At 69.8% G+C, this 25840-nt stretch carries 25 protein-coding genes; 10 read left to right on the forward strand and 15 right to left on the reverse strand.

Annotation, left to right across the window (positions count from 1 at the left end):
* The first annotated feature begins 47 nt into the window (after positions 1-47).
* Genes dnaK through OG352_RS23185 form a run of 4 tightly spaced genes read left to right on the forward strand, consistent with a single transcriptional unit; the run spans position 48 to position 4236 of the window.
* Entirely contained in the window at positions 48-1886 is a 1839-nt protein-coding gene (gene dnaK, locus OG352_RS23170) for a molecular chaperone DnaK (protein WP_329219457.1), read from the forward strand.
* Positions 1883-2551 (forward strand): nucleotide exchange factor GrpE, encoded by a 669-nt coding sequence (grpE, locus tag OG352_RS23175; RefSeq protein WP_329219459.1) that lies wholly within the window; start codon positions 1883-1885, stop codon positions 2549-2551. The genes dnaK and grpE overlap by 4 nt, the downstream gene beginning before the upstream one ends.
* Before the next feature lie 45 nt (positions 2552-2596).
* On the forward strand, positions 2597-3778 hold the full coding sequence (dnaJ, locus tag OG352_RS23180) for a molecular chaperone DnaJ (protein ID WP_329219462.1): 1182 nt from the start codon (positions 2597-2599) through the stop codon (positions 3776-3778).
* A 5-nt stretch (positions 3779-3783) separates the two neighbouring features.
* Positions 3784-4236, forward strand: a complete 453-nt coding sequence (locus tag OG352_RS23185; protein ID WP_329223931.1) for a heat shock protein transcriptional repressor HspR — start codon at positions 3784-3786, stop codon at positions 4234-4236.
* Positions 4237-4282: 46 nt separating this feature from the next.
* Here the strand turns inward: OG352_RS23185 and OG352_RS23190 are convergent, their stop codons facing one another.
* Positions 4283-6970, reverse strand: a complete 2688-nt coding sequence (locus OG352_RS23190) for a hypothetical protein (RefSeq protein ID WP_329219464.1) — start codon at positions 6968-6970, stop codon at positions 4283-4285.
* Between the two features lie 136 nt (positions 6971-7106).
* Between OG352_RS23190 and OG352_RS23195 the strand changes: the two genes are divergently transcribed.
* Both OG352_RS23195 and OG352_RS40040 read left to right on the forward strand, forming a co-directional pair.
* Entirely contained in the window at positions 7107-7679 is a 573-nt protein-coding gene (locus tag OG352_RS23195) for a hypothetical protein (RefSeq protein WP_329219466.1), read from the forward strand.
* Positions 7680-7813: 134 nt separating this feature from the next.
* Positions 7814-8194 carry a DUF6406 domain-containing protein gene (locus OG352_RS40040; RefSeq protein WP_443072497.1) on the forward strand — a complete coding sequence of 127 codons (381 nt, stop codon included), beginning with the start codon at positions 7814-7816 and terminating at the stop codon, positions 8192-8194.
* Between the two features lie 95 nt (positions 8195-8289).
* Here OG352_RS40040 and OG352_RS23200 read toward each other — a convergent pair whose 3' ends face one another.
* Together OG352_RS23200 and OG352_RS23205 are read right to left on the reverse strand one after the other, a co-directional pair.
* A complete protein-coding gene (locus OG352_RS23200) occupies positions 8290-8481 on the reverse strand; it encodes a DUF397 domain-containing protein (protein ID WP_329219467.1) in 192 nt (63 codons plus the stop codon).
* Between the two features lie 11 nt (positions 8482-8492).
* Positions 8493-9374 (reverse strand): helix-turn-helix domain-containing protein, encoded by an 882-nt coding sequence (locus OG352_RS23205; RefSeq protein ID WP_329219468.1) that lies wholly within the window; start codon positions 9372-9374, stop codon positions 8493-8495.
* A 217-nt stretch (positions 9375-9591) separates the two neighbouring features.
* Between OG352_RS23205 and OG352_RS23210 the strand changes: the two genes are divergently transcribed.
* Entirely contained in the window at positions 9592-10050 is a 459-nt protein-coding gene (locus tag OG352_RS23210; protein WP_329219469.1) for an ATP-binding protein, read from the forward strand.
* A 104-nt stretch (positions 10051-10154) separates the two neighbouring features.
* Positions 10155-10814, forward strand: coding sequence for a Uma2 family endonuclease (locus OG352_RS23215; protein WP_329219470.1), 660 nt, complete (start codon positions 10155-10157; stop codon positions 10812-10814).
* Between the two features lie 15 nt (positions 10815-10829).
* On the opposite strand, the gene OG352_RS23220 is transcribed toward OG352_RS23215, so the two are convergent.
* From OG352_RS23220 to OG352_RS23275, 12 genes are all read right to left on the reverse strand, one after another.
* Positions 10830-11105 (reverse strand): hypothetical protein, encoded by a 276-nt coding sequence (locus OG352_RS23220; protein ID WP_329219471.1) that lies wholly within the window; start codon positions 11103-11105, stop codon positions 10830-10832.
* Positions 11106-11149: 44 nt separating this feature from the next.
* Positions 11150-12673, reverse strand: a complete 1524-nt coding sequence (locus OG352_RS23225; RefSeq protein ID WP_329219472.1) for a WhiB family transcriptional regulator — start codon at positions 12671-12673, stop codon at positions 11150-11152.
* Positions 12674-12806: 133 nt separating this feature from the next.
* Positions 12807-13496, reverse strand: a complete 690-nt coding sequence (locus tag OG352_RS23230; protein WP_329219473.1) for a hypothetical protein — start codon at positions 13494-13496, stop codon at positions 12807-12809.
* Positions 13497-13504: 8 nt separating this feature from the next.
* Positions 13505-14764: a hypothetical protein gene (locus tag OG352_RS23235; RefSeq protein ID WP_329219475.1), complete on the reverse strand. Its 1260-nt coding sequence runs from the start codon at positions 14762-14764 to the stop codon at positions 13505-13507.
* A complete protein-coding gene (locus tag OG352_RS23240) occupies positions 14761-15369 on the reverse strand; it encodes a hypothetical protein (RefSeq protein ID WP_329219476.1) in 609 nt (202 codons plus the stop codon). Before OG352_RS23240 ends, OG352_RS23235 begins: the two co-directional genes overlap by 4 nt.
* Positions 15370-15406: 37 nt before the next feature.
* On the reverse strand, positions 15407-16036 hold the full coding sequence (locus tag OG352_RS23245; RefSeq protein WP_329219478.1) for a hypothetical protein: 630 nt from the start codon (positions 16034-16036) through the stop codon (positions 15407-15409).
* 43 nt (positions 16037-16079) lie between these two features.
* The gene (locus OG352_RS23250; protein ID WP_329219480.1) at positions 16080-18251 is read right to left on the reverse strand and encodes a hypothetical protein; all 2172 of its coding nucleotides are present in this window, start codon (positions 18249-18251) and stop codon (positions 16080-16082) included.
* Between the two features lie 52 nt (positions 18252-18303).
* Entirely contained in the window at positions 18304-18897 is a 594-nt protein-coding gene (locus tag OG352_RS23255) for a hypothetical protein (RefSeq protein WP_329219482.1), read from the reverse strand.
* A 32-nt stretch (positions 18898-18929) separates the two neighbouring features.
* Complete coding sequence (locus OG352_RS23260; protein ID WP_329219484.1) at positions 18930-21926, reverse strand: ATP-binding protein; 2997 nt, start codon at positions 21924-21926, stop codon at positions 18930-18932.
* 67 nt (positions 21927-21993) lie between these two features.
* Positions 21994-22479, reverse strand: coding sequence for a hypothetical protein (locus tag OG352_RS23265; RefSeq protein ID WP_329219486.1), 486 nt, complete (start codon positions 22477-22479; stop codon positions 21994-21996).
* Positions 22480-22534: 55 nt separating this feature from the next.
* Positions 22535-22798, reverse strand: a complete 264-nt coding sequence (locus OG352_RS23270) for a hypothetical protein (protein WP_329219488.1) — start codon at positions 22796-22798, stop codon at positions 22535-22537.
* A gap of 65 nt (positions 22799-22863) precedes the next feature.
* Positions 22864-24525, reverse strand: coding sequence for a conjugal transfer protein (locus OG352_RS23275; protein ID WP_329219489.1), 1662 nt, complete (start codon positions 24523-24525; stop codon positions 22864-22866).
* 329 nt (positions 24526-24854) lie between these two features.
* Between OG352_RS23275 and OG352_RS23280 the strand changes: the two genes are divergently transcribed.
* A complete protein-coding gene (locus OG352_RS23280; RefSeq protein WP_329219491.1) occupies positions 24855-25367 on the forward strand; it encodes a hypothetical protein in 513 nt (170 codons plus the stop codon).
* A 75-nt stretch (positions 25368-25442) separates the two neighbouring features.
* Positions 25443-25805, forward strand: a complete 363-nt coding sequence (locus OG352_RS23285; RefSeq protein WP_329219493.1) for a DUF4913 domain-containing protein — start codon at positions 25443-25445, stop codon at positions 25803-25805.
* The last annotated feature ends 35 nt before the right edge of the window (positions 25806-25840 follow it).

Below are 25840 nucleotides of genomic sequence, written 5' to 3' on the forward strand. Positions count from 1 at the left end.
TGCACACTTGAGTCCGTTCCACTCAAGTCAGCTGGAGGAAGATCACCATGGCACGTGCGGTCGGCATCGACCTGGGCACAACCAACTCCGTCGTCAGCGTTCTGGAGGGCGGCGAGCCCACCGTCATCACCAACGCCGAGGGTGCCAGGACCACGCCGTCCGTCGTCGCCTTCGCGAAGAACGGTGAAGTCCTGGTCGGCGAGGTCGCCAAGCGCCAGGCGGTCACGAACGTGGACCGGACCATCCGCTCGGTGAAGCGTCACATGGGCACCGACTGGAAGATCGAGCTCGACGGGAAGCACTTCAACCCGCAGCAGATGAGCGCCTTCATCCTGCAGAAGCTGAAGCGCGACGCCGAGGCGTACCTGGGCGAGAAGGTGGCCGACGCGGTCATCACCGTCCCGGCGTACTTCAACGACTCCGAGCGTCAGGCGACGAAGGAAGCCGGTGAGATCGCCGGTCTCAACGTCCTTCGCATCGTCAACGAGCCCACCGCGGCCGCGCTCGCGTACGGCCTCGACAAGGACGACCAGACGATCCTCGTCTTCGACCTCGGCGGCGGCACGTTCGACGTGTCCCTCCTGGAGATCGGTGACGGCGTCGTCGAGGTGAAGGCCACCAACGGCGACAACCACCTCGGCGGTGACGACTGGGACCAGCGTGTCGTCGACTACCTGGTGCAGCAGTTCAAGGCCGGCCACGGTGTGGACCTCGCCAAGGACAAGATGGCGCTCCAGCGTCTGCGCGAGGCCGCCGAGAAGGCGAAGATCGAGCTGTCCTCGTCCACCGAGACCTCGATCAACCTGCCCTACATCACGGCGTCCGCCGAGGGCCCGCTGCACCTGGACGAGAAGCTCACCCGCGCCCAGTTCCAGCAGCTGACGGCCGACCTGCTGGAGCGCTGCAAGACGCCGTTCCACAACGTCATCAAGGACGCCGGCATCAACCTCTCCGAGATCGACCACGTCGTTCTCGTCGGCGGTTCGACCCGGATGCCCGCCGTCGCCGAGCTCGTCAAGGAGCTGACCGGCGGTCAGGACGCCAACAAGGGCGTCAACCCGGACGAGGTCGTCGCCATCGGCGCCGCGCTCCAGGCCGGTGTCCTCAAGGGTGAGGTCAAGGACGTCCTGCTCCTCGACGTGACCCCGCTGTCCCTCGGCATCGAGACCAAGGGAGGGATCATGACGAAGCTCATCGAGCGCAACACCACGATCCCGACCAAGCGGTCCGAGATCTTCACGACGGCCGAGGACAACCAGCCGTCGGTGCAGATCCAGGTCTACCAGGGCGAGCGCGAGATCGCGGCCTACAACAAGAAGCTCGGGATGTTCGAGCTGACCGGTCTGCCGCCGGCCCCGCGTGGCGTGCCGCAGATCGAGGTCGCCTTCGACATCGACGCCAACGGCATCATGCACGTGACCGCGAAGGACCTGGGCACGGGCAAGGAGCAGAAGATGACCGTCACCGGCGGCTCCTCGCTGCCGAAGGACGAAGTCGACCGCATGCGCCAGGAGGCCGAGCAGTACGCGGACGAGGACCACCGCCGCCGCGAGGCCGCCGAGGCCCGCAACCAGGGCGAGCAGCTCGTCTACCAGACGGAGAAGTTCCTCAAGGACAACGAGGACAAGGTCCCCGGTGAGGTCAAGACCGAGGTCGAGGCCGCCATCGAGGAGCTGAAGGCCGCGCTCAAGGGCGAGGACACCGCCGAGATCCGCACGGCCACCGAGAAGGTCGCCGCGGTCTCCCAGAAGGTCGGCCAGGCCATGTACGCCGACGCCCAGGCCGGACCGGGCGCCGACGCGCCCCACGCCGACGCCCCGAAGGGCGACGACGACGTCGTGGACGCCGAGATCGTGGACGACGAGCGCAAGGACGGTGCCGCGTGACGGAGGAGACCCCGGGCTTCGAGGAGAAGCCCGACGTCCCCTCCGGCGCCACCCCTGAAGACGCCGAGCCGAAGCCCGCCCCTCCCTCCGCTGCGGCGGAGGGGGCGGCGGCCCCGGCCGGGGACACGAACCAGACAGCCGGCCTGGTGGCCCAGTTGGACCAGGTGCGCACCGCGCTCGGCGAGCGCACCGCGGACCTCCAGCGCCTCCAGGCCGAGTACCAGAACTACCGCCGTCGGGTCGAGCGCGACCGGATCGCGGTCAAGGAGATCGCCATCGCGAACCTCCTGACCGAGCTCCTGCCCGTGCTCGACGACATCGGCCGCGCGCGTGATCACGATGAACTCGTGGGCGGCTTCAAGTCGGTGGCGGAGTCGCTGGAGACCGTGGCCGCCAAGATGGGCCTGCAGCAGTTCGGCAAGGAGGGCGAGCCCTTCGACCCGACGATCCACGAGGCCCTCATGCACTCGTACGCGCCCGACGTCACCGAGACGACGTGCGTGGCGATTCTGCAGCCCGGGTATCGATTCGGTGAGCGCACCATCCGCCCCGCGCGGGTGGCCGTGGCCGAGCCGCAGCCCGGCGCGCAGCCCGCGAAGGGCGACGAGGCCGAGACGGCGGCGGCAGCGGACGACAAGGAGAGCGGTGGCCCGGACGAGGGCTGAGCTTGAACCGGCCAAGGGTTCGGCGCGGAAGGAGGGACGTCGAGGATGAGCACCAAGGACTTCATCGAGAAGGACTTCTACAAGGTCCTCGGCGTCCCCAAGGACGCCACCGAGGCGGAGATCAAGAAGGCGTACCGGAAACTCGCCCGCGAGTACCACCCGGACGCCAACAAGGGCAACGCCAAGGCGGAGGACCGCTTCAAGGAGATCTCCGAGGCGAACGACGTCCTCGGTGACCCCAAGAAGCGCAAGGAGTACGACGAGGCACGCGCCCTCTTCGGCAACGGCGGCTACCGTCCGGGGCCCGGCGCGGGCGGCGGCAACTTCAACTTCGACCTGGGCGACCTCTTCGGCGGCGGCCCCCAGGGCGGCGGCGGGGCGCCCGGCGGCTTCGGCGGCGGCATCGGGGACGTCTTCGGCGGCCTGTTCAACCGCGGGGGCCCGGGCACGACCCGTACCCAGCCCCGGCGCGGCCAGGACATCGACACCGAGGTCACCCTGACCTTCACGGAGGCCATCGAGGGCGCGACGGTCCCGCTGCGCATGTCCTCGCAGGCCCCCTGCAAGGCGTGTTCGGGAACCGGCGACAAGAACGGCACGCCCAGGGTGTGCCCGACGTGCGTCGGCACCGGCCAGGTCGCGCGGGGCTCGGGCGGCGGCTTCTCGCTGACCGACCCCTGCCCGGACTGCAAGGGCCGCGGCCTGATCGCCGAGCACCCCTGCCCGGACTGCAAGGGCAGCGGGCGCGCGAAGTCGTCCCGCACCATGCAGGTCCGCATCCCCGCGGGGGTGACGGACAGCCAGCGCATCCGGCTGCGGGGCAAGGGCGCGCCGGGCGAGCGGGGCGGCCCGTCGGGCGACCTCTACGTCGTCGTACACGTCGATCCGCACCCGGTGTTCGGCCGTAAGGACGACAACCTGACGGTGACCGTGCCGGTGACGTTCACGGAGGCGGCCCTCGGCGGCGAGGTCAGGGTGCCGACGCTCGGTGGACCGTCCCTGACCCTGAAACTGCCGCCCGGCACCCCCAACGGCCGCACCATGCGGGCGCGGGGCAAGGGCGCGGTCCGTAAGGACGGCACCCGCGGCGACCTGTTGGTCACCGTCGAGGTGAGTGTGCCGAAGGATCTGTCGGGGGAGGCTCGTGACGCACTGGAGGCGTATCGCGAGGCGACCGCGGGTGAGGACCCGCGGGCGGAGCTGTTCGAGGCCGCGAAGGGAGCTTGAGCGTGATGGACGGCCGTCGGCGTAACCCGTACGAACTGACCGAGGAGACCCCGGTCTACGTCATCTCGGTGGCGGCCCAGCTCTCCGGCCTGCACCCGCAGACGCTGCGCCAGTACGACCGCCTTGGCCTCGTCTCCCCCGACCGCACCGCCGGCCGGGGGCGCCGCTACTCGGCCCGCGACATCGAACTGCTCCGCACGGTGCAGAACCTGTCCCAGGACGAGGGCATCAACCTGGCCGGCATCAAGCGGATCATCGAACTCGAGAACCAGGTGGCCGCTCTGCAGTCCCGGGTGGCCGAGATGGAGGCCGCGCTGGACGGCGCGGCCTCGGCGATGCAGCAGCGGGAAGCGGCGGTGCACGCGTCGTACCGGCGGGATCTGGTGCCGTACCAGGAGGTGCAGCAGACCAGCGCGTTGGTGGTCTGGCGGCCCAAGCGGCAGCAGTCGTCCGACTGAGCTGGGTGGGTGGGTGGTTAGGCGGTGGGTGGTGGGCGGTAGGCCGTCAGTCGCCCATGGCGACGCCCGGTTCGGGCCGCTCGTGGCCCGGCGGTTGTTGCTGCGGCTGCTGGACGGGGGCAGGTGGGCGGTTGGCACCGCCCTGGGGCATGCCCATCTGCCACAGGTGTGAACCGGCGATACCCGGGGTGGATGTTTCCTGGGGCGGGGTGGGGGTTTCGGGGCGCCCGGGGTTCTCGGGGCGCTGAGGGCGCTCGGGGCCTGTGGACGGTGGGTTCGCCGCCTGGCTCGGGTCCCTCAGGTCTTTCAGGTCCGTCAGGTCTTTGAGGTCCCCCAGGTCTTTGAGGTCCGGGCGTTGCCAGCGTTCCGGGATGGTCGACGTGCGTCGTACGGCTTCGGTTTCGCCGGCCGCTGCCGCCGCGACGGCGCGTGCGCGCAGGGCGCTCTGGCGGGCGATCGGGGAGAAGCCGGGGGCCGCGTTGCCGGTCTCGGACGGCAGACCGCGCAGGCCCATCTGGTTCAGGTCGGCCTGGATCCCCGTCTCCGGGGCGAAGATCTCGCGCGGTAGCTGCCAGGAGGCGGCGCCGTCCACGTCGACGCGGTGTTCCCTGCCGTCCACGGCGAAGGTGAGGCCGTAGCCGATGTACTGGTCGTCCTTGTCGAAGAGCAGGTCCCCGGAGATCTCGCCGCCGCGGTCGCGCACCTCGTTCGCGAGGTCCTGGAGGGCGGGCGGGAGGGGGTTGGTGCGGCCGAGGCTGGTGACGTAGCCGCCGGCTCTGGCCGTTTTCCGTTCCCCGGTGTTCGCGTCCACGTAGTCCGCATGGAACCAGGTCTCTCCGCTCTCGTGCCGGTAGGTCTCGATCGCCCCCACCTGCTCCTTGCCGATCGTCAGACGCGGATCGTCGCCCCCGGCGTACTCGGCGAGCATCTCCGGGTACTGGACCTGGTGCTGGAGCGCGGCCGGCGGGCTCGAGCCGATGATCGTGACGTGGGCGTCGAGATTCGTCCGCAGGATGATCTCGGCGTTGGCGACCCCGGTGCCGCCGGACCCGGCGATGATCCAGTGCCGGGCGGCGTGCGGGTCGAAACGGCTCTCGGCGACCTCGTCGCCCAGCAGCGCCCGCCCCGGCGCGGCCTCACGCGCCGCCTCCCACTTCCGCGTCGAGTCGAGGGCGGTGAAGCAGTTGCCCATGCGGGCGGCGGCCTCGGTGTTCAGGCCGACCGTCAGGGCGTCCTTCAGCGGTGACGACTCCAGCGCGCCGAGCACGGTCCGGGTGTCCGCGCCGGCCCGCTCGGCCTGGGTCAGCCAGGCGTGCAGCTCGCCCGCCCCGGGGACGTTGCTCCCCTCCAGTTCCCGCAGCCGGTCACCGATCAGCCGCACGGCCTCGCTGCGGCTCTCCACCCCGGTCCGGCCGCGCGGCGTTCCCGGCACCACGTCCGGCGTGAGGCCGGTCGCGACGCTCGGCGTCCCGTCGCACGCCACCCACAGCGGGGTCCCGCTCTCCTTGCCGTCCTGATCGAACTTCCGTACCTCGGTGAGGAGTTCACCGTCGTTGCCCAGACGCAGACGGGCCCGGCCGTTCACCACGTCGCCCTGGGTGGCGAGTTGGTCCTCCCAGATCCGTACCGCGTGGATGGACACCCGTTGCCGGGGGTCTTCGACCGCCGCGTACGGATCGACGCCCATCCATTGCGCGAGGTCGCGGTCCTGGTCCGCCGACTGCACGATCCCGTTCCCGGGGTCCAGATGCCACCGGCCCGCCCCGTCCACCAGCAGCGCCTCCGGATCGCGCCCGGTGAGGCTCGCGCCGCCGCCGATCACGACTTTGCGCCGCGGGAGTTGCCCGCCGGCGAGCTGCCCCTCCAGCGCCTGCACGGTGCGCTCGCTGACCTGCGCGCGGTACTCCGCCCATCGCTCGGCGGCGGGTTTCAACTGGTCGCGGGGAAGCGGCAGCCCGTTCTGGTCGTAGCCGGGGAGGGGCATGGTGACGTCACGCCGCCCGATGAACGCTTCGACCTGGCGCTCTGCGCGGAGGGCGGCGTCGCGGGATGCCTGGAGGGCGGTGGCGTCGGGTGGGGGGAGGTGTTCTAGGGGGTGGGCGAGGGTATCGAGCAGGCGTCGGGAGCCGGCGGAGAGGAAATCGGCCGACACCCGGTATCGCACGCGTGCAGCCCTCTCCTGGGGCCGGAACGCATCCTCGTCCGTCATGGCGACGGTCGGTCGTATGCCGTACGGATCAAGCAGCGCGGAGAACTCCGCACGCGCCTCCATCTGCTGCTCAGGGGAAAGATCGGGGGCTGCGCTACGCCCGGCGAGCCAGTTGAGCTCACCTATGCGTCCTCTGTCCGATGTGGACAGCTCCTGGTGCGCCGGGAGCTCGGCTCCTTCGCGTAGAAGGTCTTCCCGCACGGGGGCCAAACCTTCGGCGGCGCGTTCGCGCACGGCGACGAGCTCACCGAGTTCGTGTGCGAGCACCCGACCCAACATCTCGGCCGGAAGACGGTCGGAGACGCGGATGACGTAGTTCTGCGACGTTGTGTTCGTCGCCGTGTCGGCGATCGTCCCTGTCTCCAGCGGAACGGCGTCCACCCAGACCGTCGCGGACTTCCCCTGGCTGTCCCGCAGTACGAAATACTGACGCCCGTCGTTGGTCCGATCCGCGTCGAGGGAGTCCAGCCCGTCCCCGAGGACAGCGGCGGCCACCGAGCCCATGTCGCGTCCCGCGGCCGACACGAGTTCTTCCTGGTGCGCGTGTGGGTACTGCGGCAGTGTGCCTACCACCATCCGGGGATTGGCCGAACTGTCCATGTGATGCCCCTCCCCAGGCCCGGTACATGGTCAAATCGCACAACAGACTTAGGATCATGTCATGTTGAGAGCCCGATCCTCGTTGGAAGCGCACCTGTACATGGACTTGCACCCGTGCGAGTGCGGGAGTCCCGACTTCGATCGTCGGCATCGTCTGGAGCAGCACGGTGACGACATCGTCGCCGTCTACGAGGGCACCTGCCGGGACTGCGGCCGCAACCGGATCTTCACCTTCTTGATGGCGGACGAAATCCCACCGCCGCCGCCCGCCTTCGGCGGCCCTGAGCCGTCCGAGATCATCGATCCCGGTGAGTTCGCGGAAGTCGCACACCGCGTCTCTCGTCGCACCGGGCTCGACATGCTCAACTCGCCTGAATCCGAGCACCATAAGTACCGGGGCGCGATGGCATACGCGCTGGCTGCCTTCGAGGAGCTTCCGAAGTTCATTCCTCAGGGGCAGGACGCCATTCCGGCATCCGCCTTCACCTCCGAGGTGGGCAAGGCTCGCTATGACAGGGAGCCGGCAAAGTTCGATCGCGACATTCTCGAGATGGACATCGACCTCACCCGTAAGGTCCTCGCCGACATCGACGCGGTCAGCAGCCAGCCCGGCGGGGCCGCTCCCAAGGCGTGAGCGGGTACGGAGCGCATCCTCGACGGCTTCGGGTATCGGCACTGCCTGAGGACGTGGTGAAAAGCTGCTCAGTGAGGTAAGGCTTCGTCTCGCGATTCCCGAGCGCAGGAATGATGTCCGTCATGTTCTGCGCCATGTCTTGCCCCGGGTGGAGGGCCGCTCGTGTTGGCCGGCCACTGCTGGTTGACCTGGTCGTCGTAGTCGACGGTGTCGAGACGGACCACTCGCTGGAGCCAGCCGACGTCTTTCTGGTGCAGGACCAGGAATGGAGGGTGGACCGGTCGAGAACTCGATTCCCCGTCCGGGAACTGGACGGTTGCGCTTGCCCGGGTCGGATGACTGGCGACGCGTCCAAGAGCGACGCCGGGTCTTCGAAGTTGAGCGGTGCACCCTTCGGCGCGCTGTGGAGAGCCGGGGGGCTTCCCTGTGGAAATGTGACACTTCTGTGCTGGAGTGTCACATTTCCGCGTCGTGTCCACCCGTCCCCAGCTCGCGCGCACCGCTCAACTTCGTAGACCCGATTACGACTCCTGGGCCGAATTGAGAGCACCCTGAAATCCGCCCGTAGGCGTGGGGGAGCTGACGCGTCCGGAGGGAGTTTCGGGCGCGTCTACGTCCATGTCTGCTGCGCCTTGGCGTGCCGCAGGAGGGCGGTCAGGGCCTCCTGAGTGGTGGCCAGGATGATGTCCGGGGTGTCGCTTTCGCGGAGGCGGATCGTTCCGTGGGGGGTGGGGGCGAGGTAGAGGCAGTTGCCTTCCGGGCCGCCGCTGTACGACGACTTCTGCCACTTCAGTTCGGGCATTCCGTGCCTCCTCAGAGGGTGTAGAGCAGGTGCTGGATCAAGGCCAACGAGTCCTTCACCGAGTGAGTCTCGGGGGCCAACGATACGTCGATGGGGGCGAGGGCGTACTTCGCGATGCGGGCGAACAGGGCGTCGTACTCCGAGAGTTGGCACGGCTGCACCAAGTAGTGGGCGCCCAGCAGTTGTTCGACCACCACCGTGCCCAACTTCGGTTCGGCGGGGACGATGTGTGCGAAGTTGCCGGTGAGTGCGGCCTGTGCCTGAGCGCTGAACGGGTAGATCTGGATCGTCACGTTGGGCAGGCGTGCCAGCTCGATCAGCCGCAGCAACTGCTCCCGTACGACATCGTCACCGCCGAACCGCATGTGCAGCGCCGACTCGTGGATGACGGCATGGACGGTCGGCGGTTCGTCGCGCGTCAGGATGTGCTGCCGTTCCATGCGAAACCGCAGTCCCTCCTCGATGTTCGCGAAGCCCAGGTCCGGGCTGGTGAAGATGGCGCGCGTGTAGGCGGGGGTCTGGAAGAGGCCCGGGATGAACAGCGGCTCGTGCGTCCTGATGGCCACGGCCTCTGATTCGAGTTCGGCCAGATTGAGGGCGTTGGGCCCCATGTGCTTGCGGTACGCCCGCCACCAGCCTCTGCCGGTCGACTCGGACAGGGCGACCAGGGATTCAATGTACGCCTTATCTGTACAACCGTAGAGGTCGCAGAGCTCGCGCAGTCGCGGGGTCAGGATGCTCGTCTTGGCGGTCTCGATCTGACTCAGTTGGACCCGGCCCATGCTGATCCGCCCGGCCGCCTCACCAGCCGTCAAACCCGCCTGTTCGCGCAGGTGTTTGAGTTCGAAGCCGAGTCGCCGCTGACGCTCGCTGATGGTCGTGCGCAGTCCCACGTGTCTCTCCTTGTCGGCGTGCCCAAAGTCTGCCCCGGCTGGAGCGGTTGGTCCACCGGTGAGGGTGATTGGGTTGTTAATGAAAGCCTTTCTGGCCTACCTTGGGTGAGGAATCGGTCACGCACCGAAACCGTCCAACTTCCCCTGCCCGTAAGCCGACAGAGCACCCGCACCCCGTGGGCGACGCCATCGCCGGGCACACAAAGGAGCCGCCCCCATGAACCCAGCTCGCCGTGCCGCCCACCGGACAGCTCAACTCGCCTGGGAATACAGCCTGTTCGCCCCGGCCGACGTCACCTCGCCGCGCGTGTGCCGGGACTTCGTGCGCGCCGTTCTCTTCACCCACGACAAGGAGTCCCTGGTCATGCCGGCGGCCCTGTGTACCTCGGAGCTCGTCACGAACGTGCACCTGCACACCAAGGGCACCGCCATGCTCCGTATCCGGCTGACGCCGACCGGTCTGCGGGTCAGCGTCTTCGACGAGAGTCCTGACCCGCCTGTCGTGGCGTACCCCGTCGGCGGGGCGGTGGCCTGTTGGGGGAGGGGGCTCGCGCTCGTCGAGGAGATGGCGGATGTGTGGGGGGTCGCGGAGGAGAGGGCGGGGCGGTATGCGAAGGGGGTGTGGTTCGAGTTGGGCGGGGACGGTAGATCGTTTCTTCGTCGCTCGAACGGGTGAGCCGGGTTTATTTTCCCTGGTCAGCCCTATTGCCGTACCTACCGTGATCGCGTCGCTTGTGCCCCAAGGGACGCCAAGCCCACACTTGAGGAGGTGATGCCGCCATGACCGCTCTTGCGCACGAGAGGCCCGAGACGATGCCTGAGACCAAGACCGCGCCTCAGGACCTGCCCGACAACGGGCCCGGCCTCGACGAGGTCGTGTGGCAGGCATGGAAGGCCATGGAACTCCCCGAGGGCTACCGCGCTGAGATCATCGAGGGAGCCATCGAGGTGTCGCCCACCGGCCGCTATTCGCACAGCCAGATCATCTTCCTGCTGAAGGAGGCGCTGGGAGACTTCCTCAGGAGCGGGGACTTCGCCGCCCTGCACGACACCAACATCATCCACGAGGGCTCGGCGTGGATTCCCGACCTGTTCGTCGTCGCCAGGGACCCCGAGCGCTACGTGACCGATGACGGCCTCGGCCTCACCGCTGCCGCGGTTCGGGTGATCTTCGAAGTCGTTTCCCCCGGCAAGCGCAACCAGGACCGCGACCACGTCCGTAAGCGTCGCGAATACGCCCGCGCCGGTATCCCCGTCTACGTCCTCATCGACGACTACGACGACCAGGGTGCCGTCACCCTCTTCACCGGGCCTCAGGCTGACAAGGCCGACTGGGAGGACGTCCACCGCGTCCCCTACGGCACCGACGTGATCGTCCCCAAAGGCCCCGCCAAGGGGTTCGTCGTCGGTGAGGCGATCACCGGGCCCAAGCGGGGCTGAGTCGGCGGCGGATGCTCAGCTCAGCTGTTCCGTCGTCCCGTCCGGGTGGATCAGGAGGCGGATCGCGCCGCCGTAGCGGTTGTCGGTGATCGTGGCCGGGGTGGGGGCGCCCAGTTGTTGGGCGCGTTGTTGGAGGATCGACAGGACCACGTCCTGGATGTCGCCGTAGGGCGGGGCGGTGACCGGGACGCCGTCGATCAGGCCGGCGTTGGGGGAGAAGACGTGCACCTGGGCGTCCGCCGTGGTGGGGGACGGGGCCGGGTACGGGGGTGGCGGCGTCGGTTCGGTCATCGGGGATCAGGGTCCTTCCGGCTCGGTTCCGGGGCAGTTCCGGGTCAGGCGCTCTTCGCCTCGTCCTGTTCGGGGACGTCCACGGCGACGTTCACCGTGCGAGCGTACGTGCCTCGGGCGAGGCGTTGCAGGCGGCCCGACTTGACCAGGGCGGACAGGACGTTGCTGATCGTCTTCGAGGGGTCGCCGTAGACGCCGGGCGGGAGTGCGCGCAGGACGTCGCGGGCGGAGAAGGGGCCCGGGAACGTCGCCGCGACCGTTTCCACGGCGGCTCGGATGCTGGGGGTGGCGGGGGGTGTGGGTGTGGAGGGGGTGCCTGTCCTCATACCCGTCCCCGTCCTCGTTCCCGGCCCTGCTGTTGTGTTGGGGGTGGTCGGGTGTGGGAGGCGGGCGCGGATGCCCTGTAGCGCGGTGCGGATCGGCTCCAGGTGGACCTCGTCGGCGTCCGAGGTCGCGGCCAGCATGGTCGTCACCTTCTCGATGTTGGCGAGGGAGGAGGCGAGTTCGCGCAGCAGGGGTTCCAGGAAGTCGCGGCGCAGGGCCGCCACCGGGTCGGTGGTGGCGAGTTCGACGGAGACCGAGCCGGTCAGGGCGCGCAGGGGGTTGCCGGTGTCCGTGGCGGGCAGGGCGGGCACAGCGGGATCGCGGGTGCCCTGGCTGCGCTCCGGGGCCGGTGTCGTCAGTGTCTCCAGTGCCTCCACTGCCTTCCGTACCGCGCGGAGGTTCTCCGGCAGTTCCGGTGCGATGCCGCCGCCGGGCACGCTCGCCAGCATCGTGACCAACTGCTCCAGGCTGTCCAGCGTGGGCAGGGCCGAGCGGATCAGGGGGGCCAGCAGAGCCTGTCGTACGGCCTGGGCGGGATCGTCGTACGAGAAGGCGATCCGCTGCCCGGACTCGGCCGCTGCCATGTCCTCGTTCCTGCTTTCCGGGTGTGCGTGCGGGTGGGGGAGGGGGTGTCTGTGGGTGCCCTGTGTGGTGGTGTGCTCGTGCAACTGCCTCGGGATTGCGGGCAACTCGCGTCGTAGCGTGGCCAGTTGCTCCTGGCGGGCGTCGAACGCGTCGAGTATCCGCTCCAGTTCGGGCAGGCCGCGCTCGGCGGCGTGGCGGGCAGCCGCGTCGGTCGTACGGGAGCGCAGGCGGAGCAGACGGCGGGATGTGTCGCCGGTGCCGGAGCCCGAGCCGGTTGCGGAGCCGGCGGCGTCCGTCGTGTGGGTGGGCAGGTTGCCGTTCGGGTCGCCGACGGCGAGGGCGCGGCGGATCCAGCGGCGGTCTTCCAGGGTGGTCGCGGCCGCGTAGCCGTAGGGCTCGGCGTGGGCGATGGCGTCCTGGAGGCATTCCGCCCACAGCGGGCAGGAAGCGCACAGGTCACGGGCGGTGCGGAGCAGGACCAGGTGCTGGTGGCGCTGTTCGGGCGGGGTGTCCGGGATGTCCGTCGACGCCTCGAGGAGCGGGTGCTGGAAGACGTCCGGTCGGCGCTGGCAGGGCAGGGCGGCGTCCGGTATGTGGGCTCCCGGCCCCCGTACCGGTCCGCGCGTCGGCCGCGCGTGCAGCACCGTATGGCTGGCCATACGCATGTGTGTAGTCCCCCGTGCTGAAGCCTGATCGGAGGGGACTTTAGAACGACAGGTCAACCCCGTGCAACGCATCTGCAAAGCATGTACCGATCCGGCACAGTGACGAGACGAAACGTTCACATGGGCCTCAACTGTCCGACGGGTCAGTGGCTTTGCGCGGCCGTCGGTGGTCAAGTGCCAGGCGGAGACGGGCTGTCACGCGGGTCACCATGGCTTTCGCGCGGTCTCCGCGCAGCGCCAGGACGCCGATCACGCCGAGGAATCCGACCGGTACGCCCGCTTCTGGCAGGAACATCCCGACGACGGACGCGATGACGAGGATCACATCCGCGAGGACGACGGTGACGCCGCGGCGGCCCGGGTGGTTCTTCACCATCCAGGCGCCGAGGAGGGCCATTCCGGCGAGGGCCCAGTAGCCGAACACCGCCTGTCCGCTGACGGCCGCGCCCGTGTTCCAGCGTGCCGCGTCGCCCGCGGCCGAGAGGTAGCCGGTGAGTGCGGCGGCGATGGTCGTCGAGGCCAGGGCCAGCAGCAACTGGACGCGGCGGCGGAGCAGCCAGACGACGACGCCGAGGACGATCAGTGTGCCGACCGTGACGAAGGACGAGCCGCTCTGGGAGGCCAGGGTGAACAAGGTGTAGGCGGCCGCGATGCCGAAGACGATGCGGGGGAGGAGCTTGACCGCCCAGGGGTCGTTCCTGTCCTGGTGGAGGAGGCGGCGGAGGCGGGGCGGTGTTGCGGCGGGCGTCTGTGTCTGCTTGCCGGGGCGGGGCTGTGGGGTGCCGGGGCCGGTGCGGGTGCGCGGGGTGCGGCTCATGGGCGGGGTCACACTCCCATTCCCGTGTCGCGGGACTGCTCGGGGGCGGGAGGGGCCTGGGTGGGAGTCGCGGGAGTGGCGGGCTTGTCCGGGGCGGTGAGCTGCTTGGTCTGTGGGGTGACGCCGGGCAGGAAGGCGTGGGCGCCGGCCAGGGACTTCGTCGTCGCGGTGGGGAGAGGCTGGGGGACCACGGGTCCCACCTTCGCGTTCACCGTGACGCCGGGCAGGTACTGGCCGTGGGTGCTGATGGCGGGGGCCGGCGGGGGCTTCGGCGTCGCCGAGGACTCCTGCGCCGGCTCGCGGAGCGAGGCAGCCCATTGCTGGTCCTCGACGCTGGGCAGCGTCACCTCGTGGTCCGGACGCAGGACCTTGATCTCCTCGACGAGCTTCTCCACATCGGCCGCACGGGCGGGGCCGTCCATGGTCGCCACGCGGGCGCAGACCTCCAGGACGGCGGCGCGTTGGGCCTCGGGGGTGGGGAGCGCCGCCAACTGCTCCAGGTCCAGGTGGCCTGCCTTGGTCAGCGGCGTGCACTTGGGGTCGTTCTCGTCGTACGAGAAGGTGTGGACCTGGGCGCGGACGGCCTGGGAGGACAGCAACTCCTGTGTCTCGGGTGCCAGGTCCGCGTACTTCTGCGTCGGCGCCGGATACATGAAGTTGATGATGTCGAGTTTGCCGTCCTGGCGGAGCTGTCGTGACTCGGTCTGGTAGGCGACGGTTCCCGGGTTGAGCTCGGCCATGAAGAAGAGGGCCTCGCCCTCCGTCTTCGCGGCGTACTTCTCGGAGAGGGTGCCCCAGGCGTCGTAGGCCAGGGCCGTACCCGCCTTCTGATCCAGGTCCAGCGCGTCCTGCATCTCCGTGTCCCACAGATGGAGTCGACCCAGTGCTTCTCCGCCAGGCGTGCCCTCCAAGTACCGCAGAGTGTCCTGCACGATCGAGTTCTGTGCCTCGGTGTACGCAGCCGCCATGTGCATGCTGTACAGCTCTTCCCCGGGCTCCATATTGATCTGCGGGTGGTCCTCGAGCCGGTAGGACCAGAAGGTCGATCTGGTGTCGGGGGTTGGCAGGTCCACGTCCTGAGCGGCCGCGAACGCCCGCAGCCGCTGGTGGAGTTGCTTCCTGTACTCCTTGTCCGGGAGGTGATCGATGCCCTCGCGCAGCCCCCTCGCGATCCGCTTGGCTTCGGCCTCGGTCAGCCCGGGCTCAACGATCTGCTGCCGGTCACGGGCGTTGTCGAGAACTTGGCCCGGGATGTGTGCCTGGATCACACGGCCTCCGGCGGGTAGCAGGTTACTTTGATCATCGTGCGTCGGAGCGCGCCCGGCGCTCCTACGGACCCCGGCTTGACGGCGAGAACGGTGATGTGACCTTCTGGCCCTCCCTGTCGCCAGATCGCCAGGCGATAGGGGTCCATGTCCTCCAGGCGAAGGTTGCTGGGCACGAGCCAGTGCCGGTCGTGCGGCGGTTCCGGGAAGGCGGGGTCATCCCAGGCACCTCTGTAGGAAGGGTCACCGAGCACAGTGCGGGCAGCCCCCACGTAGGCGGTCCATGTCTCAGCAGCCTGGGTGAGAACCTCGTCGTTCTCGGACGAGTCATCTGCGGACATTTGCCAACTCGTCCAGTTGAGCTGTTTGACCGGAGCCCATCCAGCGGAGCGCACCGGGAAAAGAGCGAAGTCCTGGCCTGTGCCACTGCGTACGGTCAGAACCCGCTCCGCCGACGTCGGCTTCCAGCCGAACAGCGCGCACCAGTCGTCCAGTGCCTGGCCTGGGTTCGGCGGGCCCGCCCAGACGGCCGGCCAGTCCACGTGCTCAAGGCCCTTGAGCTCCTCGGCAAACTGCTCGGGGCTGCGGTCGATCCTGAGGGTCGTCATCGCTTGTCACCTTCCTCGCGTTCCGCGCGGCTCCGGTTCATCCGCGCCGTGCCTGCCGACGGGACTCCACGTGGTCGGGGTCATGGCAGACGAGTTCGATCCTCGCATTGGCTGGTACGGGACCGCGTCGTGCCGTTGCACCGAGCGCCGCCCTGAGCTCGAACACCGGTGCCTGTGGTACCCGGAATCGCCACACGGCGACGCGGTGCGGGTCCTGGTGTTCCGCACGCCACCCGGCGTCGGGCCAGGCTCCTGGCCCCGGCAGTTCTGGGAAATCCGGCGTGTCCCAGGTGCCGTTCCAGACCGGGTTGCCCAGCAGGCCACGCAGGGCGGTCAGGCAGGCGGTCCAGCGCTCCTCCGCCAGGTCGGTGACCAGGGCGTTCTCATCCGTGTCCAGCGCCCGGGCCGACCACACCGTGTGGTCGACGCGGGTCACCGGACCGCCGAGGGCGTGGGAGGCGAGGTGCAGGCGGCCTCCCAGGGCCGTACGGACGCGCAAACCGCCCTGGAACCACAGCGGTCGCCAGCCGAACCCCGCCAACCAGTGTTCTCGCCGTTTCTCGTCGTCCGGCACCCCCGCCCACACCGTGGGCCACTCCACGCCGATGAGCCGCTCCAGTTCCGCGACCAGTTGGTCGGGGGTGCGGTCGGCGGTCAGGGCGGGCATGGGTGGCTCTCTCTCGGAGGCTGCTTACGGGCAGGGGGCGGGGCTAGACGCGGCCGCTGGGGCCGCGTGGCTCCCGGGGCGGCGGCGGGGACGGGGGCGTGGGCGGTACCGCCGGTGCGGGGCGGGGGGCCGGCGGCTGGGCCTGCGGTTGCGGCTGCCTGGGGGCGGAGGCCGGGGCCGGGGACGGCGCCGGGCGGGGCTCGGACGGGGTCGTCGGCTGCGGGGACGACTGGCCGGTGCCGCCGCTGACCCGGCCACCGCGCTTCGGGGCGGCGGTCGCCTCCGGCTCCGGTGCCGGCCGGGCCTCGAACTCCTCGCGGTTCTGCTCGTACTTCTTGCGCGTCGTCTCCGCCGCCTGGTGCTGGGACTTGCGCTGCTCGCGCTTGGACTGACCGACCCAGCCCCACTGCTGCATCTTGCCGCGCCCCTTGCCGCCGGCGATGACCCGGTCCGCCGTCCACGCGACGCCCTTGGCGCCGCTGCTCGCGACGCGGCCCGAGGTCTTGGCCGTGGAGGCGGCGAGACCCGGCGCCATGGCGGTCACCTTGCCCGCGGCGTCGCGGATGCCGAGCATGTCCTCGCCGCCCGCGACCTGCGGGGTGAAGTTCCCGCCGAGGAGCTTCTTCAGCATCATCACGATGGCGATGGTGACGAGGAGCAGCATGAGCAGTTGCGTGCCGAGGGCGACCTTGGCCGGCAGGATCATCTGGTAGAGCACCAGCAGCACGGTCAGGATCACACCGAAGCCCGCGCGGAGCACGAAGCTGTGGATGAACGTCTCCAGCCAGCTCTTCAGCATCTTCTGCTGGGAGGGGTGGATGCCGATCGTGGCCACCAGCGGCAGCAGGATGACCAGGATCAGGGTGACCGCGTGCCACAGCAGGGTCAGGGCGCTGAGGACGATGACCATCAGACCGACGATGAGCGCGGCGATGATCGAGTAGAAGGCGAGCCCCACCCGGTTGCCGGCGTTCTTGCCCGCCCAGTCGTCGAAGGCGACCGGGTAGATGTTCATGTCATCCACGTCGTCGCCCTTGTCCTTGCCACCCGCGATGTCCTGGCGGATGGGGACCCACTTGTCCTTGAACTTGTTGAGGTCGGCGCCGTCCTTGTTGGTCCTGGACTGGGCCACGAGCTGGATCACCCGCAGGTCCTCGCAGCGGGCCCCCCTGCCCCATTCGCACGTCTTGTTCTTGTCGGCGGGGATGCAGACGCCGTTCCTGATCTCGCCGCCGCCCTTCTCCGGCTTCTTGAAGACGCAGTTCTTTCCCGGGTCCCCGAACTGTCCCAGCGCCCAGGGCCGGAAGACGAGCGTGTCGTACATGGCGCAACTGGAGATGCGCAGACCGCGGTTGTACTCGCCCTTGTCCAGATCGCACGGCGACTGCGTCTCCCCGGACACCCCGGCGAGGACGGTCTCCGTCAGGGCCGAGTTGGCCCGGGCTATGTAGGAGTCGGCGGTGCTCACGAGCTTGTCGTAGTTGCCGCCCGTCAGGAAAGCCGTGACGGCGACGATCGTCAGGGCCGACCACGAGATGCCCGCCCACACCTCGCGCATGTCGCCCTTGCGCCACTTGGTGAACACCCACAGGCCGACCAGCACGATCATGACCGGTACGGCCGGACGCAGCACGTTCTCCTTCAGCGTCGTCACGACGCTGTCGCGGCCCTCGTAGAGGCCGGCGAGCGGGCTGGGGTTGGAGGCGGACTCCTTGATGGAGATCGCGGCCCGGGTCAGGATCTTGGTGCCGTTGAAGATGGAGTCGGCGATGCCGTTGTTGACGTAGGCCATCACCGAGCAGTCGTCGGCGCCGCTGCCCAGGTCGCCGTTGTTCTCGGAGGCGTCGCCGCGGCCCTTGAAGGTCTGGGACCAGTTCATGCCGCGCATGCCGTCGAGTTCGTACATCGTGTACTTGTCGGCGTCCTTCGGCATGTTCACCGCGCCGGTCGTCGTCCCGGAGTCGTCCAGGAGCGTCGTCGCCTGCTTGGTGTCCTTGTCCCACTGGATCACCGCGGCGAACATGGACTCGCCGTTGTTGCCCGGCGTGTCCATCTGGTAGCTGTCGTCGCCGGTGAAGTCGCAGGAGAAGCCCGCGTACGCAGGGGTCGGCATGGCCAGCGTGAGGGCCGTCAGGGTCAGCGCCACGAAGAGGAGGGCGCGGACGGCTGTGCCTGCCTTGGTGAGGGCGTGGCGCAGCGCTGTGCGCGAGGGCATCTGTAGTCCTTCGGGGGACGCGGAGCGGGATGGGGGAAGGTCGGGGCTCGGGTCAGCTGGGGAAGTAGTTGCTCAGCACGCAGCCGTCCACTGCCGCCGCCTCCTTCGTGAAGCCGCTCGGCACGGAGAAGTCCGCGTCGCACGTGAGGAACCTGAGGTCGGACTTCTGCAGGCCCTGGCGTGCCGTGTCACCCACCGGGACGACCGCGAAGTCCTGGCCGACCAGGAACTCGGAACCGTCCTTCTTGACGGCAGCCTGGAACTTCGCCATGTCCTGGACGGAGAGCAACGCGATGGGGTGGCCGGACCCGTCCGTGCAGACGCCGCGTTCCTTGATGCTCCAGGACGGGTCCGCCGCCTCGTCCGCACCCCAGGCGCTGCTGTCGGCGTCGTGGTTGGCGTCGTAGTCGTCGCCCGTCGCCAGGTCCAGGCACGGGGTGTACTTGTTCAGGTAGTACGCGATGGAGGCCATGTCCGACGCCTTGGGCAGGCCGCTGCCCGTGGCCTGTTCGGTGCTGCCGGCCGAGGCGGAGCTCTTGTCGCCGCCTCCGCCGCTCTTGTCGTTGCCGTCGTCGCCGCCGCACCCCGCCGTTCCCGTCAACGCGACGAGGGTGGCGCCGATCGCGAGCGCTCGCTTGATTCGCATGTGTCCGTCCTCAGTGCTGATGGGGGGTGGCGTCAAACGGCCTGGGCCGCACGGGCGCGTTCCGCCTCCTGGGCCGCCGGGTCCTCCGCCGCCTCCTGCAGGAACGTCCAGTCCCACACGCTCAGCGGTGGGTTGATGCCCTGGCGGGCCGGGCGGGTGGTGCCGTTGGTGTCGGTGGCGGCGAGGATCTCCTTGAAGACCAGGTCGACGGCGACCGTGCCGACGCGCTTGTCGGCGTCGCGCTGGAGGCAGACACCCGTGCGGAGTTCCTGGAGGGCGGCGATGACCTTCGGGTCGTTCTCCGGGCGGCCCAGGAGGGGGGCCACCAGGGACGCCTCCTGCGCCGACTTCTGCTTGAAGGCGAAGACCGTGTGGATCTGGTTGGCGCCGCCGCTGCGGGCCTCGGAGTCCTCGATCTGGACCAGGTCGATGGCCTGCTGGGTGATCAGGACGGTGACCGCGAGGTAGGAGCGGCCCTGCTTCAGCGCGCGGCGCATCAGGTCGCGGCCGGACTCGGTCGCCGTGACGACGTACGCCTCGTCGACGAAGAGCGCCTTCGGGCGCAGGCCGATCTCGCCGGTCACCGGGTTCTTCTCGTAGCCGACGTCGAGCATCTGGCTGCCCAGTTCCACGACCGCCATCAGGGCCGTCGCCGCGAGGCGTTCCGCCGGGTTCCAGCTGCGCGGGTCGGAGGCCGCCGGCGACTGGAAGCCGCGCAGGGTGATGACCGTACGGCGCTTGCGCATGCTGGAGAGGGGCTTCGGGTGCTCGGCGAAGGAGAGGCGGGCGTAGGGGAGGGTGCGCAGCTCGGTGAGGAGCATCTGCGCGAGCTTCAGGTCCTTGATCGCGTCGCGGTCGCCGCTGGCCATCGCCTGGTCGTACGCGGCCACGACCTCGTCGACGACCTGCCACAACGTCGGGCGGGGGACGGCGAGTTCGGCGTCGCGGGCGGTGTGGCCCTGCTCCACCGCCTGGCGGATCGCGGAGTTGTAGCGGCCGATGACCGTGGCCATGCCCTCGATGACGGGGAGGCGTACGCGCTGGTAGTCGTCGTCGCCGAGGAAGCCTCGGAGCATCGACTCGGCGAGCAGGCGGCCCGCCGGTACGTCGCGGGCGATGACCCAGGGGTCCAGGACGCCTGCCTGGCCCTTGAGGAGGTCGACGACCTCCGTCTCCGCCCAGAAGTCCGGGTTCACCGGCTGGAACCGGCTCTCCGGGGTGCCGAGGAGGCCCGTCTCCGCGTCGCTCGCGAAGGCCGGGTCGTTCACCTGGGCGCCGAAGGCCAGGTAGTAGCAGAGCTGGGCGAAGTCGGTCTTCGGGTCGATGACCAGGCAGCGGACGCCGGACTCCGACTCCTCGTAGAACTTCTGGAGGGCGAGGGACGACTTGCCACCGCCGGACGCGCCGACGATGGCCAGGCCGCCGCCGTCGTTGCGGGCGGGGCCGACGTGCAGCGAGTAGTGGACCGGCATCTTGCCCGCCCAGCCGACCAGGTTGCCGACCCAGCCCAGCCGCTTGCCGGACCGCTGCTCGGGGTTGTCGCCCAACTCGGTCCCGGCGGTGGGGAGTCCGGCGCCGAGCTGCTCGACCTCCTGGAGCCGGAGATACGGCGCGATCGGCAACTTGGGGGCGTCGCCGGGCAGTTGGGACTGGAGCAGCCGCCACTGCTGGCGGGTCGGGCGCAGCAGCGTGACCTTCAGGTCCTGCTTGAACTGCATCTCCAGCACCCGGCGCCGGCGCTCCAGTTCCTTCACGTCGTGCGCCGAGATCGTGAAGCGGATCTGCGCCTCCATGCCCGGCATCTTGTGCTCGTCGATGTCGTCGACGAGCTCCTGGGCGCGGGTGACCTGGGTGGCCAGCTTGGTGTCGGGGCTGCGGCCGGAGTTGGCCATGTCGTTCATCTCGTCGACCAGGTTGCCGCGGATCTTGTCGGCGCGGTCCTTGAACTTCAGGTACGGGATGAGCGTGAACCGCATGTCGATCTCGACGGGGAACTCCACGTGCTGGGCGGCGTAACGCGCCCAGGCCGTCGACTGGCGGAAGCGGGTCTCCGCGGGCCAGTTGGCGGCGACGAGGGTGGTGGTGTAGCTGGTCTGCTGCTCGCCCGTCACCTCGTCGTACTGGTTCAGCACGATGTGCGTCTTGCGGTTCTCACCGGAGAAGTCGACGACCAGGTCGAACTGGTTCGGCCCCCAGGCACGCGAGCCGAGCACCGGCTCGGGCGGCACCGGCAGGTCGCCGTGGAGCGGCTTACGGATCAGCCAGACGAGCTCCTCGCGGCTCAGCGGGGTGCCCTTGAGGCCCTCCAGGCTCTCGTGGACCTCGACGGCGACCTGCGTCCACTCGGCGAGGACGTGCGGCGAGAGGTACTCGTCCGTGACACCGGTCGCGGTGGCGGCGGCCCGGTCGGCGGCGCCGCGCACGCCCTGGAGCAGCCCGGGCTCGTCGTACGGCTCGTCGTCCAGGGCGACGACACCGCTGCCGCCGTTCGTCCGCTTCAGCGAACCCAGCTTCACCAGCAGGATGTTGCGCTCCCGCTTGGCGCCGATGCGCTCCTGGTACTCGGCCTTGCGCAGGTTGTACGCCTTGTAGTTCTCGGTGGGCTCCCAGGCGACCGCGTTCAGCTCCTGAGCCCAGGTCATCGCCGTGATCGGCTGGTACACCTTGCGGTAGTGGCACTCGACGTTGCGGTCGCCGCGGGCCAGGTTGAGCAGCCCGCGCGCCGGGCCCTCGGCCATCGCCTGGAGCTCACCGGCGTTCAGGTACTCGTCGATCGCGTTGGGCAGGACCATGCCCGTCCACACCGAGTCGCCGTGCACGAAGATCATGTCGTCGGCGTAGCGGTAGGGGAGGCGGAGGTCCTCGCGGCGGGCGGCGGCCGACGAGCCGGACGACCGGGAGCGGGAGGAGGACGACTGCCTCGAACCGCCCCGGCCGCCCTGACCGTTCTTCTTGCTCGACGAGGCGGCCAGGATCATGGCGACCACGAAGAAGGCGGCCGCCCCGCCCAGAAGGATCAGCATGAACATGGAGGAGTCACCTGCGGTAGTCGACGTGTACGGGGTGAGCGGTGGTCGGCGGTGGGTCGGCGATGGATCAGCGGTAGGTCGAGAAGGCGCTGCCGCGTTCGGCGGCGGTCCGGCGCGCTGCTTCGTAGCGGGCCTGCCAGCGCGGCGAGCCCGGGGTGAAGAGGATGACCTGCCAGTGCAGTTCCTCGGGTTCCTGGTCGGCGGCGAGGCCCTGCAGCCGCTTGGGCTGGAACCACCAGTCGGTCCACACCACGAGCTGCTGGCTCAGCGTGAGCGCCGAGGGCAGCGGCCGTCCCCAGACGAAGTAGATGCCGAACGGCGGCCCGAAGTAGAGGACCGACGTCCACATCGACATGCCGAGGAAGGGCAGGAACGCCGACAGCGTGAGCAGCGCGATGAGCCAGACCAGTCCGAAGCCGAAGGCCGCGCCCAGCGCGGGCAGCAGCAGGCCCGGCAGCGGGATGTTGCCCCAGTTCCAGATCCGCTTGGGGCGGTTGACCAGATCGGTGTGGTCGTACGCGACCAGCGGCTCCGGTGGTGCCTCCTGGCTCATGACTGCGAACTCCCCTGGTAGGGACGGCTACTGACGGTCCATCCGATGCCGGACGTCAGCCCTTGCCGCCGCCGATCTGGCCGCCGAGGTCGATGAGCAGACCGGCGAGGCCGGTGGCGCCACCGATGATCAGGGCGGCGAGCGCGATCATGCCGAAGCCCTGGAAGGCCTCGCGCATGCCGTCGCCGCGCTTCATCGACAGGAGCATGCGGATGCCGAGGACGAGCAGGGCGATGACGGCGACCATCGTGCCGGCGTTGCGGAGGATCGTCTCGATCTCTCCGAACATGTCCTCCATGGTGGTGGCGGCCAGGTACACGGTGTTTCCTCTCGGGTGGTGAAGCAGGCGGTGAGCGGTGGGGGTGAGGGCGGCGCGGGGTCCGGTCAGGACTTGCCGGCCGGCTTGCCCTTGGGCGACGGGGGGGTCTTGGGGGCGGAAGCGGAAGCAGAGGTGGAAGGACTCGCCGACGAGGAGGCGGTGCCCGTGCCGGCGCCCGTGCCCCCGTCGCTGTCGGCCCGTCCGCCCTGCGAGTCGAGCACGCCGCCGCGGATGTCCTTGATGAACCAGCCCTGGGCCGTGTTCACCACCGTCATCCGGTAGGCGCGGCGCACCGTCTCGCCCTTGGGGTCGCCCCAGTCGACGACCACGCGCACCTCGACGGCCTGCCCGGCCGGGTAGGTGTACGGGTCGGTCTTCTGCACGCTCTTCGGGACGAGCGCGGCGACGTCGTTGATCGTCGGGGTGGTCAGCCTGCCGGACAGGCCGGAGGTGGCCGACTGTGAGGCGTCGGGCGTGGTGAAGCGGGTCATCGCGGTGGCGTCGGAGGCGCCCCAGGCCGCGAAGTAGCCCGGCAGCACCTGCTGTTGGAGCTGCTGGGCCAGGGCGTCGTCCCGGACCTCGCTGTCCTGGTCGATCTCCGGCACGTCCGCGCGGGCGGGCAGCGGCATCTGGCCGACGTCACCGGCGACGCGCATGCCCTCGCCCGTCGAGAGGTTCTTCACGTAGACGGGGACGGTGAGCGTGGTGAGCGTGCCGTCGTCGGTACGGACCTGGACGCCGATGTAGCGGCCGTGGTCGCCGTACTCGGCGAGCGTCTCGGCGGTTCCGTCCCAGGTGGCGGAGACGGCGGTGGAGGTTCCCTCGCCGCTCCAGCCGCACTCGGCGTCGACGCCGGCGGAGGCGTAGCGGGCGAGGCTCACCCGGCGCGTGGACGCGGTCTCCGGGGAGAACGTCATGCACAGCAGGGCGTACTGCTCGGCGAAGGTCGCCGCCTGCTGCGTCGGGAAGTCGGTGAGGCGGTACTTGTCCACGTCGGCGGAGTCCAGCCCGGCGGTCTCGGGACCGGACGACTTGCCGACCACCAGTCCCATCACGCCGCAGGAGCCCAGCGCGAACACACAGGTGGTGATCAGCAGGGTGGCGCGGAGCGCGACGTGCGTACGGCGTCCACCGGTGGGGATACGGCCACCGGGCTTCGGGACGACGAAGTCGCGGCCGACGTGGGGCTTGGGGGCGGTAGGGGCGGGGGCTGCGGCACCGGCCGCGGTGGGCGTATGGGCGGGGGCGGAGACGCCCGCCGTGGGCCTGGGCGTGAGCGTCGGGGTGCCGGCGACGGGCTGCTGGGGCGCGTGCGCGGTGGCGGCCGGAGCGGTGGGCTGGGCGGTCACCGGCGCGGCGGCCGTCGCCGTAACGCCCCGCTTGCGCTGCTCCTTCTCCGCCTTCTTCTGCTCGTACACCGCCTTGCGCGCCGCCCGCTCCCGCTCGCGCTTCTCCTTCTTCGACTCGCCCTGGGGGCGCGTCTCACGCGGCGGCAGCGACGGTACGGCGGCCTGGCCGGCCCGGGGCGTGTTGCGCACCCAGGCGGCGGCGACCTGCGCGCGGGCCGCGTCGGAGGGGAGTTGCTGGGGCTGCGGCTGCTGCGGGACGGGGGCCTGCTGGCCCTGCCACGCCTGTTGCTGGGGTTGCTGGGGAGGACCGAAGGGCCCGGGCTGCCCAGAAGGCTCGCCTCCGCCGACCGCGCCAGCAGGGCTGTTGTGGTCTGTCATCGAGTCGGTTACTCCAGCGAGTCGATTCCCCTGTCCGCCTGGGCGTCACGACCGCACCGCACGACGGGCCCTGGCCCCAGCCAGGTGCCCCGGCAGTGTGACAAAGACCCGTGACGGGACCGGTGTCACTTTCCTCGCCGGGAGACGGTGAATTCCCGGCCGGCGCCCATCGGGAAAGATGTCGGGAAAGCTGGCAGGGACATGTTGGGAAGGTGGGGTCGTCGCATCGGCTGCCCTCGGCCCACAATGCGCGGGGCGGGTGGTCTGCCCGACGTACCGACGTACCCGGCACCACCCTTGGATCCGACGGACCCGGCGAAGGACGAGAGTTGAGCGACCACAGCGGGCACCCGCAGCAGCCCGACCCCCACGTCCCGGGCGTGCCCCAACAGCCGACGGGCGGCCAGGCGATACCGGCACTCCAGGTTCCCCAGGTTCCCCAAGCCCCGCAGGTCTTCCAGAGCGAGCGCGCCTGGGTCGACGGCTACGAGCCCGGCAACCCGTGGCAGGCCCGCCTGTGCGTGGAGACGCCGTACGGCACCTTCGCCTATCCCCTCACCCCGAACACGATTCCCGAACTCCTCGAGCAGATGGTCCTGGTGGCCCAGGAGCAGCAGGGGCTGCCGGTCGGGATCGACGACGACCAGCCGCTGCCGGCCGACGGCGAGGACGACGACGAGGAACCGCAGAGCGTGGGCACGCGTCTTCAGGGCGGCCGGGCCGCACGGATGACCGGCTGGGCCGTCGTCCACGACCTGTGGGAACGCGAGGATCCGACGGCGCGGATCGTGATGGGCGCGGTGGTCGTGGCACTGCTGCTGCTCGGTATCTTCCTGACCTGATCGAGTGATCGCCGCAGGCCGACCGGATCGCCGCAGCGCGGCCGGATCACCGCTGACCGACTGACGGGGGCACCGATGTCCGGCACCGAAGAGGCCGCAGAGGAACCGGAGTTCTACTTCGCGGACGTCTTCGTCTTCGTCTCCGACTACCTCGCCCAGATGATCCGCCGACGCGTCAACGGCTCCTCGGCCACCTGGTGCCCGAGGTGGTGGGAGCATCCCGAGGCCGGCGCCCGGCTGTCCGCGCTCTGGCTGGCCTGGGAGCATCTGCGCCAGGACCCGGCGCTCGGCATGTCGACCTGGTGGCTGCATCACGCGGACCCGCATCTGCGAGTGCTGATGGACGCCGACTCGGGCCCGTTCGCGGCCTGTTCGCCCAAGGACGGGCACACGGCGTACCCGTTCGACCCGCTGCCGGTGGATCCGCGTCCGGAGTGATCCGGGTGGCCGGGGGCGGTACGGCTTTCCTGCGT

Source organism: Streptomyces sp. NBC_01485, assembly GCF_036227125.1.
Lineage (GTDB): Bacteria > Actinomycetota > Actinomycetes > Streptomycetales > Streptomycetaceae > Streptomyces.